The sequence below is a fragment of the Deinococcus pimensis DSM 21231 genome, assembly GCF_000519345.1.
GTDB lineage: Bacteria > Deinococcota > Deinococci > Deinococcales > Deinococcaceae > Deinococcus_A > Deinococcus_A pimensis.
In genome coordinates, this window is sequence record NZ_KI912677.1 from 41,447 (window position 1) to 55,216 (window position 13,770).

The 13,770-nt window shown below is 67.3% G+C and carries 11 protein-coding genes; 6 read left to right on the top strand and 5 right to left on the bottom strand.

The features are described from left to right. Nucleotides 1–120: 120 nt before the first annotated feature. A complete protein-coding gene (locus DEIPI_RS0126075) occupies nt 121–1,419 on the bottom strand; it encodes an NHL repeat-containing protein (RefSeq protein ID WP_027483722.1) in 1,299 nt (432 codons plus the stop codon). 702 nt (nt 1,420–2,121) lie between these two features. On the opposite strand from DEIPI_RS0126075, the gene DEIPI_RS34815 reads away from it, so the two are divergent. Beyond that, nucleotides 2,122–3,297: a sigma-70 family RNA polymerase sigma factor gene (locus DEIPI_RS34815; RefSeq protein ID WP_342667537.1), complete on the top strand. Its 1,176-nt coding sequence runs from the start codon at nt 2,122–2,124 to the stop codon at nt 3,295–3,297. Between the two features lie 69 nt (nt 3,298–3,366). Here DEIPI_RS34815 and DEIPI_RS34820 read toward each other — a convergent pair whose 3' ends face one another. Beyond that, entirely contained in the window at nt 3,367–3,720 is a 354-nt protein-coding gene (locus tag DEIPI_RS34820) for a CopG family ribbon-helix-helix protein (protein WP_045235237.1), read from the bottom strand. Further along, the gene (locus DEIPI_RS0126090; RefSeq protein WP_027483723.1) at nt 3,717–4,325 is read right to left on the bottom strand and encodes a ParA family protein; all 609 of its coding nucleotides are present in this window, start codon (nt 4,323–4,325) and stop codon (nt 3,717–3,719) included. The genes DEIPI_RS34820 and DEIPI_RS0126090 overlap by 4 nt, the downstream gene beginning before the upstream one ends. A gap of 368 nt (nt 4,326–4,693) precedes the next feature. Between DEIPI_RS0126090 and DEIPI_RS0126095 the strand changes: the two genes are divergently transcribed. The 3 genes from DEIPI_RS0126095 (at nt 4,694) to DEIPI_RS0126105 (ending at nt 7,810) form a co-directional block, all read left to right on the top strand. After that, the gene (locus tag DEIPI_RS0126095; RefSeq protein WP_027483724.1) at nt 4,694–5,554 is read left to right on the top strand and encodes a hypothetical protein; all 861 of its coding nucleotides are present in this window, start codon (nt 4,694–4,696) and stop codon (nt 5,552–5,554) included. 61 nt (nt 5,555–5,615) lie between these two features. Beyond that, nucleotides 5,616–7,190 carry a hypothetical protein gene (locus DEIPI_RS0126100; RefSeq protein WP_027483725.1) on the top strand — a complete coding sequence of 525 codons (1,575 nt, stop codon included), beginning with the start codon at nt 5,616–5,618 and terminating at the stop codon, nt 7,188–7,190. After that, entirely contained in the window at nt 7,187–7,810 is a 624-nt protein-coding gene (locus DEIPI_RS0126105) for a hypothetical protein (protein ID WP_157464121.1), read from the top strand. The genes DEIPI_RS0126100 and DEIPI_RS0126105 overlap by 4 nt, the downstream gene beginning before the upstream one ends. A 6-nt stretch (nt 7,811–7,816) precedes the next feature. Here DEIPI_RS0126105 and DEIPI_RS0126110 read toward each other — a convergent pair whose 3' ends face one another. Together DEIPI_RS0126110 and DEIPI_RS36270 are read right to left on the bottom strand one after the other, a co-directional pair. Further along, a complete protein-coding gene (locus DEIPI_RS0126110; protein WP_027483727.1) occupies nt 7,817–8,059 on the bottom strand; it encodes a hypothetical protein in 243 nt (80 codons plus the stop codon). A 120-nt stretch (nt 8,060–8,179) separates the two neighbouring features. After that, nucleotides 8,180–9,094: an Ig-like domain-containing protein gene (locus DEIPI_RS36270; RefSeq protein ID WP_052352043.1), complete on the bottom strand. Its 915-nt coding sequence runs from the start codon at nt 9,092–9,094 to the stop codon at nt 8,180–8,182. 555 nt (nt 9,095–9,649) lie between these two features. Here DEIPI_RS36270 and acs point away from each other — a divergent pair. Both acs and DEIPI_RS0126125 read left to right on the top strand, forming a co-directional pair. Continuing rightward, a complete protein-coding gene (gene acs, locus DEIPI_RS0126120) occupies nt 9,650–11,578 on the top strand; it encodes an acetate--CoA ligase (protein WP_027483728.1) in 1,929 nt (642 codons plus the stop codon). A 657-nt stretch (nt 11,579–12,235) separates the two neighbouring features. Continuing rightward, entirely contained in the window at nt 12,236–13,699 is a 1,464-nt protein-coding gene (locus tag DEIPI_RS0126125) for a replication initiator protein A (protein WP_169737225.1), read from the top strand. The last annotated feature ends 71 nt before the right edge of the window (nt 13,700–13,770 follow it).

Consider the following 13,770-nt stretch of genomic DNA (forward strand, 5'->3'; position numbering starts at 1 on the left):
GGCTTCCTAACATTCGTTCGTCAAGTCTAGGGGGGGTCTTCCGGGAGTGTCAATCACGCCGCGCACACGTCAGGGGGAGGCGGGGGACGCGCCCCCACGCCTCCCCCCGTTCTCGACCCTCTAGTTGAGGTAGCGCGCCACGACGCCGTCACCCGTGACGATCAGCCGACCGTCCTGCGTGACGAACACGCGGTCCACGAAGAACTTCGGGTTGACGGCGCCGCCGTCGCCGAACGAGAGGTCAGGCTGCCCGTTCGCGTCGTAACGGACGAGGCGACTCATGATGCCCGTGGGGTTCGAGGGGTCGAACAGGCCCACCGTGATGGTCAGCAGACGTCCCTCGGGCAGGGTCTTGACGTCCGAGGGGAAGCCGCCGGGCTTCACGACGTACTGGTCCGTGGAGAGGTCGGGGGATACGCGGCGCAGCGTGAGGTCGCCGAGGAAGACGCTCGAGGAGGTCACGATCGCGCCGTCGTCCCACACGTCGAGCCCGTAGGCGGACACGAAGCGCCCGCCGACGGTCGGGCGGCGCGAGGTCAGGACCTGACCCTGCGCGGAGTAGACCATCAGGAAGTCCACGGCGGTGTACGAGGCGTCGGGCGTGTCGCTGATGGGGTTGTAGAGCGCGTAGACGGCGTACGAGCCGTCGGGGCGACGCGCGAGGCCCGTCACGCCCGTGGTGGGGCCGCCCGTGGCGGCGGGCGCGGCGGGTTCCTCGAAGGGGTACTTCACGCGCAGCTCGCCGTTCGTGCCGAAGGCGATGTCGCGGCGTCCCAGGAGGGTGAGGCGCGTGATCGCGTTGCCCGTGAAGAAGGTGAGCGCGCCGGTCGGCTCCGCCAGGACCTGACGGGGTGAGAGGACCGTGCTGGGCGCGCCACCGACGGTGATGGTGGAGGCGCCGCCCGTACCGAAGGTGGGGTCGGGCTGCCCGGCGGGAAGGAAGCGGCGGAACTCGAAGGCGGTCCCGCCGGGCGCGGGCCGACCGCGCAGGGCGAGCAGGATGCGTCCGTCGGGGTAGACCGTGACGACGTCGGCGGCGGGCAGGGTCAGCGTGCCACCCTGGCCGAACGCGTGGTCGGGCTTGCCGTTCGGCTTGAGCCTGCGGACCAGCGTGTCGGAGGGCGGCGTCCCGTAGGGGCGCGTCGCGGTGTAGTCGGCGAGATAGACGCCGCCTGCGGGTGTGACGGCGACGGCGCGGCCCTGGCCTGTGATGGTCACCTGACCGCCGTCTCCGTAGCTGGGGTCGAGACTGCCGGGCGTGGCGTTCGACCTGACCTTCTTGAGGGCTTCCACGTCTCCCTGCGCGGTCTCGGCGGCGGGCGTGGGGGTGGTGCTCGGGACGGGCGGTTGACCGCAGGCCATGAGCAACGAGGCGAGAAGGGCGGCCTGAAGCGTGACGAGGATCGGGATACGCAGCATGAGTTCCTCCTGCAATGGGTGGTGGGCGGCACCGCCCGCCCGTATCGGCGCTGAGGGCGGTGCCCGTTCTGAAGGATGTCCTGCCTGCTCACAAATCTAAGCCGAAGCGTCAGAAAAAGTATGAGTTGTCTAAACAGGCTGAACACAAAAAACGTAAGGTCAGGCGTTTCTAAAAAGAACTCACGACACATGTCTATTTCTTTGTTTCCAGTTTCGCATTTTTTCAGAGCTGATAAATTAGATGTGGTGGCAAAGAATAAATTTTAAGGAGATTCACATATAGCTTCACATAAAGCGCGTGGAACCCGACGGGAAGTACGTTCCACACCCTCACCGACGTCACCCGCACTCCCCAAAGACCACCTCGAATCCGCTACAATGCGCAGTCCTGACCCTCGACGCCCCACGGCGCCCGGCGGTCACACGCCCAGAAGACGCTCACGCTCGAGACCAGGGTCTCGAGCGTTGCCTCCCGCCCTGCCGGGCGGGACATTCCCTTCAGAGGACCACGCACCGACCATGACCGAACCCATCCGACGACGCGTTCGTGCCTCGGCCCCGGCCGGGCACGCGGCCACGCCCCCGACCCACCCGCCCCTTCCCCAACCCGCACCGACACCCCCGGCGCCCACCCTCGACGCGGTTCGTCCCGCGGGCGTCCCTCCACGGGCGCGCGCCCGCGTTGAGCCCAAGGCGCCCCCCGTGACCATCGACGAATCCGAACAGGCCACGCCGACCGTGAAGGCCCCTGCCCGGACGCGTCCCTCCACATCCAGGACGAAGACGAAGGCCGCGCCGGCCGGCGCGCGTTCCGGCGTCGTGGCGGCGCGCGCCGCGCGTCCGCAGGACGCCGACGCCGAGGAGACGCTCGACCTCGACGAACCCCTCGACCTCGACGAGGCGGACGTCGAGGAGTCCCTCGCTGCCGAGCAGGACTTCTCGGGCGCGCAGTCGGTCCACAGCGACGATCCCCTCCGGCAGTACTTCGCGGAGATTGCCCGGGTCCCCCTCCTGAGCGTCGAGGAGGAGATCAGCCTCGCGCGCCGGATCGAACAGGGCGAGGAGGCCCGCCGTGAGCTCGACGCCGACGTCTCCCTCGACGACCGCGCCCGCCGCAGGCTCAGGCTGATCGTCCAGGACGCCGACGAGGCCCGCAGAGGGCTGATCGAGGCGAACCTGCGTCTCGTCGTCAGCATCGCCAAGAAGTACAACAACCGCGGCATGGGTCTCCTCGACCTCATCCAGGAGGGCAACCATGGCCTGCTGCGCGCCGTGGAGAAGTACGAGTACCGCCGCGGCCACAAGTTCTCCACGTACGCCACGTGGTGGATCCGTCAGTCGGTGAACCGCGCCATCGCCGATCAGTCCCGCACGATCCGCGTGCCCGTGCACATGGTCGAGACCATCCAGAAGACCAACCGCATCATCCGTCAACTGCAGCAGGAGCTGTCGCGCGAGGCGATGCCCGAGGAGATCGCGGAGGCGATGGGCCCCGGCTGGGACGTCGGCAAGGTCGAGGAGGTCCAGAAGATCGCGCTGGAGCCGATGTCGCTCGAAGCGCCCGTCGGGGCCGAGAACGACACGTTCTTCGGAGACTTCATCGCCGACGAGCAGTTCGAGTCGCCCGCCGACCACGCCGACCGGACCCTGATGAACGAGGAACTCGAAACGGCGCTGGCGAGCCTCAACGAGCGCGAGGCGACCATCCTGCGAATGCGGCACGGACTCCTCGATGGCCGCGAGCATACGCTCGAGGAGGTCGGGCAGCACTTCGGTCTGACCCGTGAGCGGGTCCGTCAGATCGAACGCAAGGCCCTGACCAAGCTTCAGGGCGGCCCGGAGGGACGCTCCGGCCTCGCGAGCTACCTCTCGGACTGAGCTTCGCCGCGTGAACGAGGAGGCCCGGACGCCGTCGGCGTCCGGGCCTCCTCGTTCACGCCTTCTCCCTCAGAGGTCCCCGTGTCGATCGAGGTACTCGCGCAACGCCTCCTCCACGATGTGATGGTGCTTGCGCCGTGTGCGCGCCGCGAGCACCTTCACGCGGGTGATGAGCTCGGGATCGAGGTACGTGGAGTACTTCTCCCGTTCAGGTTTCACGCTTTCAGGTTTTCCTGAATTCTGTTTTTCCTGTTTCACTGTGTTCACGAATCCTGCCTCGACGTCCTCTCGGGCATGCTCTCCGAGCGGCTCGTCCTGCTCGGTCCGCGCGGGCGTGGCCGCGGCGACCTCCTCGACCTCCACGCGGTCCTGCGCGCCGCGCAGTTTGCTCAGCGCGCCCCCGAACTTGCTGGACCCTTTCATGCGAGCGCCTCGCGCAGGACGAGTTCGTAGTCCATCCAGGCGAGCTTGGCCCGCTGATCTCCCCGGACGTCCCGCACGGGGACGCCCATCAGGGCCGCCTTGTTGAACGCGCTCGCCCGCCGGATATCACGCGCGAACACCGGTACGCCCAGCTCGTGCAGGCCGAGCCGTGCCTCGTGGCCGTCCGTGCTGGGAGCGGGCGGGACGTCGGTGAGCAGCACCTTGAAGTTCGAGACGCCGCGGTCGACCAGCGGCGCGAGCGTCCGCGCGAGCGCGCGCATGCTCAGCGCGTCGGGCTTCGTCGGCACGACGAGGAGGTCCACCGCCTCCGACAGGGCCAGCAGGTCCGCGTTCGCCTCGCCGGCCTTCGTGTCGATGACGATGTACGAGTAGGACACGTCCTCGAGCGTCTCGAAGTCCGGAAGCGTGAGAACCTCGAAGTTCATTCCGGCTCCGGCGTGCGCCCACTCGCGGGCACTCTCGGTGGTTTCGTCCGCGTCGACCAGCAGGGTGGGCCCCCGGTCGGCCAGGAGGGCGGCGAGGGTGACGGCCGTGACGGTCTTCCCGACACCGCCCTTCTCGTTCGCGACTGCGATTCTGAACATGCGTCACTCTACCCGAAATCCTGAAGGCCCGTTCACTCGTTTTCAATTTTTCAGCTTCGCAGGTTTTCAGGTTTTTAGTCAATCAGGTGTCTCCGCCGGGCGGGGCGTGCCTTCGCCCGTCCAGGCCAGCATTCTCTGTAAGGCGGTCCCTGCGAAGGGTCTAAGCCCGTCTTCCCGTTTTCGGGTTTTCGTGCCACCGCCATGGACGACACGCCTCACCCGAATTCGGGTTTTCACGATCCCGATCTTTTGAACGAAGCGGGACCACACCGCTCGCACGAGGACCCAAATTCACGTTTTCAGGCATGAGCTCGAGCAGGCGGAACACCGCCACTTCACTCCATGGTCGACGGCCCTAGGATGGACGGGTGCGAGTCCACCACTTCGACGATCCGGGCGCGTGGTTGCTCGCGGCGGCGCCCCACCTGATGGCGCGCGAAGCCCTGCACGCCGAGCCGATCGCCCGGGCGCTCGTTCAGGCGCGCGCGGGGAAGGACACACGAGCCGCCCTCGTCACCACGGGAGGGCAGGTCGAGCTGGCCGCGCTCGTGGACGCGGGAACCCTGCACCTCTCGATCGGCCCCACCGCCGCGGTGACGCTCGCGAACACCGGGGACACGTGGGACGACGTCGATGCCGTCACGGGTCCTGCTCACTCGGTGCTGGCCTTCACGGCGGCCCATGCAGGAGCGTGGACGTTCGGGCCCACGTTCCGTTGCCGCGCGGGACACACGCGGATTGACCGTCTCGACGTTCCGGGCGAGCGGCGGCTCGCGCGGGAGGAGGACCTTTCCCTGCTCGTTCCCTGGTTGTGGGCGTACGCTCGACACGTCCTGCCGCGGTCACCCGAGGAGGGCGACGTCATGCGCGCCGCCCTCACCCACGTTCGACACGCCGAGTTGCACGTCTGGACGTCCGGAGGCGCCCTCCTGGCCTGCGCGCTCGTGGGGCCGACCACTCCTCGCGGGGTGGGGATGACCGCGCTGTGCACGCCACGCTCCCTGTGGCGGCGTCCGTACTGGCAGGCCCTGGCGGTGGACCTGCACGATCACCTGCTCGACCTCGGGCACGCCTTCACGACCTTCAACGCGCGCGTCGGCGGTCTGGTGGACCGCGCCGCCGCCCCGTGGGACGGCCTGGCCTTCACCGACGAGGGGCCGGTCGTGACGGCCCGGCGAGCGGACCGCCGAACCCCGCAGGATCGCTCAGGCTCGCGTTCATCCGCCTGAGGGCGGGCCACCCTACCGTAACCTCGACTCGATGCGCGCCGGATACGCCCACCCTTTCCGAATGCCCCTGCTTCTGCTGGGCGCGGCCCTCTCGCTGGGTGCCTGCGCCCGGCTCGCGCCACCCGCCTCCGCGCAGGGGCCGCTCGTCACGCTGACGGTCACGGCGCCGCTGCGCGCGCGGCCAGGCGGGCCCTCCGCGCTGGGCCTCCCCGTCGACGAGCGTGGCGCGAGCCCCGTGACCTACGTGAAGGTCAGGGTGTACCGGGCCGAGGACGTCCTCCTCGAACGTCCCCTCGTGTTCGACCCGGAGGGCACCGTCACGGACGCGGGCGGGACGCCCTACGTGGAGCTCGGCACCCAGCGTCCCACCACACGCCTGCGGCTGCCCGAGGGACGGTACCGCTTCGAATCGGTCGGCAGGACCGCCCCGGACGGCGGCTTCCTCGCGTACGGCGTTCGGGGCGACCCGGAAGGCGAGGGGGTTCCCGTGGACCTGGCGCATCCCTCGGTGAGCCTCGTGCTGCACGCCCTGGCCGACCCACGGCAGGTCGGGCTGGAGGTCACGGCCCTCCAGCAGGTCAAGGCCGGCGCGGCGCGTGGCGCTTCCGGACCCCTCGGCGCGCTCGACGACCCGGGAGACGCGGGGGTCATCCGCATCGACTCGTCCACGTACGGGGAGACGCCGCTGCGCGCCGGCATGCAGGCCGACCTCTCGCTGAGCCTCGTGACCCCGGAGGTCGGGGGGCGCCGCTACCGGGTCCCCGCGAGCGATTACGCCGAGCCCTCCTACACGGCCGGAGGAACGCTGGGTCTGGTCGTCGATGCCCGCACGAAGGAGGAGGTGGTGTCCGCGCTGGGCGCGCGTGTGAGCGTCACGACCGTCGCGGACGCGCCCGAGACGCCGTACGTCCTGCAGTCGCCCCGTCTGACCGTCACGACGCGCGCGTGGGTCAGGACGGGGGAGGAGCGGGCGGAATTCAGGGAGGTCGTCCGGACGTTCTACGGTCGGTATTCCGACGAGACCTTCACGGGCAGATCGCCCGGACGTCTTGGGGTGACGAGTCCGGTGGTGTTCCGGCAGGAACCGTTCGTGTCCGGCGAGGCGGTCCCGTCCGCCGACGAGGGAATCGGCGCGAATCGGGGGGTGACCGTCTCGCTCGGGACGGGGGACGCGGCGCTTCCCGTGTCGTTGGGTGAGCCGGACGCGCTGACGGGCGAAGTCCCGTGGCGGTACGACGGCGCCGACCTGCTTTCCGGGGCGTCAGGAGACCGCGTGGTGGTACGCGCCGCGCTCACGAACTTCTACGGAGCGGTGTTCGAGCCGGTGGAGCTCCCGGTGGTGGACCTCACACGGCTGGAGGTCGCGCCCGGCGTCCAGGCGACGGTGACGGCGGGCGCGTCCCGTTGGTGGCGGGTCCCGGCTGGGGCGTGCGGGTCCTCGGGAGGGTGCGTCCTGAGCTGGGGCGCCGGACCCGCGACCGTGGAGGTGTTCTCACCGGACTTCGAGCGTGCGGCGCCCGGGAGTGGACCGGACGGGACATCCGCCGTGGTGGGCCCGGGCGGCGCCTTCGTGCGTGTGGAGGCCGTGGCGGGGGCCGCCGTGACCTTCACGCTCGACGGTGGGGGAACGCCGTGAGCCGGCGTCGCCCGCCGCTCGTGGCGCTCCTGCCGGGGCTGGCGCCGTTCCTGTGGGCCTGTGTGGGCGCGCCCGCACCGGGAGGGGTGAGCGTGGATCTGGACGCGCCGATCCTGACCGCCACGGTCCGTCTGGATCTGATCGAGCGGGGCTACTACACCCTCGACGCGCGTGGAGTGTGCCGCGACCCTTCGTCGGTCGTCCGCGTGGACGTCTTCGTGGGGGTGCGGCGCGAGGCGTCCGTGGACTGCGTGGATGGAACGTGGCGGTACGTGCGTGACGGTGTCCTGCTGGAGGACGCGCCCTACGTGGTGTACGGCTTCGACGCCGCCGGGAACGAGGCGCGGCGGGTGGTGCCGGGCGCCGCCGATCTTGTGGCGCGCGCCGGGCCGGCGGGCGTGACGGTCTCCGGGCGCTCGGGTCCGGAGACGACGGAGGTGCGGGTCGAGCGGGCGGATGGGAGCGTCCTGGGCTCGCGAGGTCTGTCTTCGGGACCTTCGGGCGCGGCGTGGACGATCACGGTGCCCGAACCGGGCGGCACGTCACCCGATGCCGTGGTGCTGGTGCTGTCGGACGACGCGGGCGAGGGGACGCGCGTCGCGCTTCCCGTGACGCGCTGAGCCCGTTCAGGTGGGGACGGGGCCGCGTTCGTCCGGCGTTCCCCTTGCCGCGCGGGTCTCGGTGGTCCTCACGACGCGGGGTGTTCCTGGAGGCGGGTCGAGGATGCCTTCGAGCTCGGGAGACCATTCGAGCGGAACTTCCCAGCCTTCTCCCCGCGTCCGTCTCACGAGCAGTGCGCCCGCGAGCGTGGTGGGGACGAGGGCAAGCGCGACGCCGTACCCGAGGAGGGCGAGTTGTATGAAGGGCATGGCCCAGGATACTTCACGATCCGCTCATGGAGTGGTGATGATGCAGACAGAAGGACCGCCCATCCCGGCGGTCCTTCTGTTCAAACACCTGGATCCTGTGGTGTCGAGATCGTCGCGGTGTTACTTCTTGATGATGATGTAGTTGAGCTTGGTGTTGGTGCCGCCCTTGGCGTCGACGGTCAGCGAACCGTCCGTGACGGTGACCGTATCGGTCTGCGTCTTGAACAGGGTGCCGGTCTGGGGCTTGAAGGCGCTGATGAACGGCTTGCCCTCGACGTTGATGTAGTGCGTGCTGTCGAACGGGACGCTGGAGTTCGCGGCGTCCAGGTCACCGACGCTCACGGTCACGGTGTACGTTCCGTTGGGGAGCTTGTACTCGAAGGCGCCGGGCGTCGTGTTGGTGGTGGCGTTGGCGCCCGTGTACTGCATGTGGATGAACGACTTCTGCTCGGTCGGGACGGTGGTGTCGGTGGTGGTGCGGGTGCGCCCGTTGCCCGTGAAGTCGACGCCAACGAGGTTCGCCGTGCCCGCGCTCGCCTCGGTGACCCAGCCGATTCCGGTGGTGGTGTTGTAGGCCGCGCCGGAGTTGCCCGTGAAGCCCGTCGGCAACGTGGTGTTCGCGGTGTCACGGAAGCTGATCGCCGCGACGGTGGTCAGGGCCGCGGGAGCAGTGACGTTGAGGGTGACGTTCTTCGTGATGCTGGCGTTCGCCACGGACTTGGCGGTGATGGTGACGGTGCCCGCCTTGAGGGCCGTCACGACGCCGGTGGTGGCGTTGATGGTCGCGACGGTCAGGTCGCTGGACGAGAAGGTGACCTTGTTGTCGAAGGTGCCGGTGCCGGTCGCGACGGCGGTGATGGTGACGGTCTTGCCGACCTCGACGCTGTAGGCCGTGGCACCGAAATTGATGCCCGTCACGGTGTTCTGTTCGACGGGGGTCGGGGTCTCGGTGGTACCGCAGGCGACGACGCCGAGGCTGAGCGTGACGAGGAGTCCGGCGATCTTGGGAAAACGGGGGTTAATGATCTGACGCATGAGTTTCCTTTCCCCATTCTTCCGATGGTTCGGAATGGGTCGTGAAGTTGTCTTGCCGAGCTCATCCTAAATCCTGGCTTCTCAGGAATGCACTGGGGAAATGCTTAATTTTTGTACAGACAACCATCAGGATCCGCACGGGGCGTCATAGACGTTGGATTAACGCTTAACGAAGGGTAGGACGCTGCGTCAGAAATCAAGCCGGATCAGACGGCATGCAATTAACGTTTTTGATGCGCCTCTCCACCACCGCGCGGTCCCTCATCCCCGAGGCGCCGATCCCTTGAGGATGTTCGAGATGGATTCGGGAAAGAATCGGGGTAAGCGCACTTCACGTCTCTCTTAACTGACTGAAATCTGATCAAGCGTGAGGAGACGAAGTGCCGTCCGTCCATCCGTCCGGCCTCCGCGACGTTCCACACGACGATTCGTCGGCAGGAACCAGTGACTTTCGTCGCGGTGAGGCGCATACTGGGCTCACCCACAATTCGGCGCCCACCGGGGCAGGTTGCAGCGCCCGCCCTCCTGTCTCGCTCCACCCAAGGAGGATTATCCATGACCGACCGTATCGAGAACGTTCTACACGAGACGCGAGTGATCTCACCACCCGAGGGTTTCCGCGCGGCCCTCGACGCCGACGACTACCGGCGCCTCTACCGTCAGAGCCTCGAGGACCCTGACACCTTCTGGTCGGACGTCGCGGGCGAGTTGCACTGGTTCGCGCCGTGGACGCGCGTCCTGGACTGGCAGCCGCCACACGCCCGCTGGTTCGTGGACGGGCGGACGAACGTCGCGTACAACGCCCTCGATCGTCATCTCCAGGCGCGTGGGGACCGCACCGCGATCCTCTGGGAGGGTGAGGACGGCGAGGTGCGCCGCGTGACCTACCGGGACCTGCACGCCGAGGTCTGTCGGGCCGCGAACGCGCTGGAAGCCCTCGGCGTGCGTGCGGGCGACCGCGTCACGATCTACCTGCCACTCGTGCCGGAGGCGGTCGTGGCGATGCTGGCCTGCGCCCGCATCGGCGCGGCGCACAGCGTCGTGTTTGGTGGATTCAGTGCGAGCGCGCTGTGCGAGCGCATCAAGGACGCGGGGAGTCGTGTGCTGATCACGGCCGACGGCGGCCAGCGCCGTGGGAGTGTGGTCCCTCTCAAGGCGAACGCGGACGAGGCGCTCACGGGCGCGCCAGACGTGCAGAAGGTACTCGTGGTGCGCCGGACCGGGCAGGACGTCCCCATGACCGATGGGAGAGACCTCTGGTGGCACGAGCAGCTCGCCGCGCAGCCCGCCACGCACGAGGCCGCCGCGCTCGACGCGGAGCAGCCGCTGTTCATCCTGTACACGTCGGGCAGCACCGGCAAGCCCAAGGGCGTCGTGCACACCACGGGCGGCTACATGGTGGGCACGTACCTCACCACGAAGGCCGTGTTCGACCTCGGAGAGGACGACGTGTTCTGGTGCACCGCCGACGTCGGTTGGGTGACGGGGCACTCGTATGTGGTGTACGGACCTCTGCTGAACGGCGCGACGGTGATGCTGTACGAGGGCGCGCCGAACCATCCCGACTGGGGCCGCTACTGGAGCATTGTCCAGCGCCACGGGGTGACGGTCCTGTACACCGCGCCGACGGCGATCCGCGCGTTCATGCGTGCCGGCGACGAGCTGCCCGCCCAGTACGACCTCTCGAGCCTGCGCCTGCTCGGCAGCGTGGGGGAGCCTATCAATCCGGAGGCATGGGTGTGGTACCACCGCACGATCGGCGGTGGGCGCTGTCCCGTGGTGGACACGTGGTGGCAGACGGAGACGGGCAGCATCATGCTGACGACCCTGCCGGGCGCACACGCGATGAAGCCTGGTTCGGCGGGCCTGCCGATGTTCGGGGTAGAGCCCGCCATCGTGGATCACACCGGACAGGAACTCGGCCCGGACGAGGGCGGCCTGCTGGTGCTGCGGCGCCCCTGGCCGAGCATGTTGCGTACCGTACACGGCGACGACGAGCGGTACCACCGCAGTTACTGGGGTGAGATCGACGGGGTGTACTTCGCGGGGGACGGCGCGCGCCGGGACGTGGACGGTTACGTGACGGTGGTGGGCCGCATCGACGACGTCCTCAACGTGAGCGGCCATCGTCTTGGCACGATGGAGGTGGAGAGCGCGCTCGTGGCCCATCCGGCCGTGGCCGAAGCGGCGGTGGTGGGGCGTCCGGACGACGTGAAGGGCGAATGCGTGGTGGCGTTCGTGCTGCTGCAGACAGGAGAAACCGCGACCGCCGAGGAATTGCGGACACACGTCGTACGGGAGATCGGCGCCATCGCCCGCCCGGACGAGATTCGCTTCGCCGACGCACTGCCCAAGACCCGGAGCGGCAAGATCATGCGGCGCGTCCTGAGGCAGATCGCGGCGGGTGAGGATGTCCGTGGTGACACCAGCACCCTCGAGGATCCAGGGGTGATCGAGCGCTTGAGGACCCAGACGGCCCGGTGAAGTACAGGTCCCGGCCGCAGATGAGAGCCCTCTCATGGTCTCTCATCTGCGTTCTCATCTACGTTCCCCAGCCTTCCGCACGATGCTGATGCTCGCGTGAAACTCTCTGTGGGTCCCGCAAAACTTGATAATGGAAGGCGTCGAAGTTTGGTTTTGATTCGGACGATTCGGTGGGTTTCGTACCCCCAAATGGGGGTGTATCGGACGATTCGGTGGATTCTGCAGCGGCCCCTATCGGACGATTCGGTGGATTCTGCAGCTAAACCCCGTCCCAGACGTTCTCTGAATAGGTTTTCCACAACTATCGGACGATTCGGTGGATTCGCGGAACGACTATCGGACGATTCGGTGGGTTTCAGACTTCTCATACTATCGGACGATTCGGTGGAAATTCATACTTTTCGCCCTCTGGGATGGTCTTTTTCCGCTTTTCGTTCTAAAGTTACAATCCACCGAATCGTCCGACGGACGATTCGGTGGATTCGGGCCCAAAACTATCGGACGATTCGGTGGATTCGCGAAACGACTATCGGACGATTCGGTGGATTCGGGCCCAAAACTATCGGACGATTCGGTGGATTCGAGCCCAAAACTATCGGACGATTCGGTGGATTCGGTCGGCGAAAGGCCCTCCAGGAGGGCCTTTCGCCATTTCCCTTGTGGTGGTATACAACATTCTTTTTTTTTCTTTTTTTCTTTTCTACAGATATATTCAACAACAGGATGCGCAAGGTCACCGACAGCAAGGAGCAACTCAGCCTGTTCGACGAGCTGAACCTGTCCCGGCACGGACTGATCAGCATCCAGAAGCGCATCGGCAAGGACTGGGTGTCGTGGTCCGACTCCTACGTGGACGAGGACCGCGAGATCAGCGTCTCGTGCAAGAGCACGCCTGACTACGGTGTCCCCCACGGCCTCGATACCGACTTCGTCATCGGTGTCCAGAACCTCTTCGTCTGGCAGGGTTGCCCGCCCAGCAACCGCATCCGTGCGACGGCCTACCAGATCCTGCGAGCGAGTGGTCTCGACACCAGCGGTCGCTACTACGGCGCCTTACGCGAGAGCCTCATGAGGCTCTCGCACAGCACCTACACGGTGCAACGCGGTTGGTTCTCGGCTGGGGAGTGGCTGACCGAGACCTTCCGGCATTTCCAGAACGTCCGCTTCATCAGCAGTATCCGTGACGGCCTCAGCGCCGACAGCATCATCGAGGTCGAGCTTTCCAACCAGATCGCCCTGAGCCTGCGGTCGGGGCATCTCAAGCCGCTCAACGGCGACGTTCTGCGTGACCTTGGCCAACACAGTGCCCGCGCACTCTTCCGGCTGCTCGACGGGCTTCGGCACAATCCCGCCCAGCCGGACCTCAAACTCGACCGGTTCTCGTGCAACCTCGTCGTGTGGGGCCGCCGATGCCGCATGGCCGACCTCGCGCCGGATCGAATCCGCCGGACCCTGGAAAAGCCTCACGAGGACCTCCTGCGGACCGGTTACCTGCGCGACGTCCGGTACGATGGACGGGGCTCGGCCCAGACGGTCACGTACACCTTCTCCAGCGATACCGAGGTGACCAATCCGGACCTCGCGGCCCGCCTGCACAAGCACAAGGTCATTCCCAAGATCGTCGCGTCCCTCATCGAGGCCCACGGCAACGACCTCGTCGCGCAACGCCTCTCCGAGGCCGAGCAGGTCCTGACGACCGGCGCCAAGATTCGCAGTCCGGCTGCCTTCATCGTCTCGTACATCCGCAATCCCGAGGATTACCGCAGTCGACTGGGTCAGCAAGGGCACCCGGGCGTCACCACGTCCGCACAGCCGAAACTGCTGGAGGTGTCCACCGTCGACGTGGCCGAGCAGGAGGCCTGGGAGGCCATGACGCCCTCCGAGCGCGCCCGTTCGGTTCGCAACGTGCTCAAGGTCGCGCTCGGCGACCGACTCACGGCGCGCGAATACGAGATGCTGACCGACGCGTTGAGCGTCGAGGCGCTCGCCCCGGACCTCACCAAGAGGTCCACCCTCGCCGCCATCCGCGAGGTCGGGGCCGATCAGGCCGCGAGCAGTCTGCGCGCCGTTCTGGCCAGCATCGACCGCGGTGAACCCACCGAATTGTCCGATATTGTCTAGATCGGCCGGACGGGTCTTTTCAGGCTTCGTCGCCCGTTGACGTTCCTGAAACGAGGACGTTCCTACACTCG

Excerpts from the sequence above, each read along its gene's own strand:
- DEIPI_RS36270 (WP_052352043.1), bottom strand. The coding sequence starts at position 9,094 with ATGCGTCAGATCATTAACCCCCGTTTTCCCAAGATCGCCGGACTCCTC.
- DEIPI_RS0126075 (WP_027483722.1), bottom strand. The coding sequence starts at position 1,419 with ATGCTGCGTATCCCGATCCTCGTCACGCTTCAGGCCGCCCTTCTCGCC.
- DEIPI_RS0126090 (WP_027483723.1), bottom strand. The coding sequence starts at position 4,325 with ATGTTCAGAATCGCAGTCGCGAACGAGAAGGGCGGTGTCGGGAAGACC.
- DEIPI_RS0126100 (WP_027483725.1), top strand. The coding sequence starts at position 5,616 with ATGCCCCTGCTTCTGCTGGGCGCGGCCCTCTCGCTGGGTGCCTGCGCC.
- acs (WP_027483728.1), top strand. The coding sequence starts at position 9,650 with ATGACCGACCGTATCGAGAACGTTCTACACGAGACGCGAGTGATCTCA.
- DEIPI_RS0126110 (WP_027483727.1), bottom strand. The coding sequence starts at position 8,059 with ATGCCCTTCATACAACTCGCCCTCCTCGGGTACGGCGTCGCGCTTGCC.
- DEIPI_RS34820 (WP_045235237.1), bottom strand. The coding sequence starts at position 3,720 with ATGAAAGGGTCCAGCAAGTTCGGGGGCGCGCTGAGCAAACTGCGCGGC.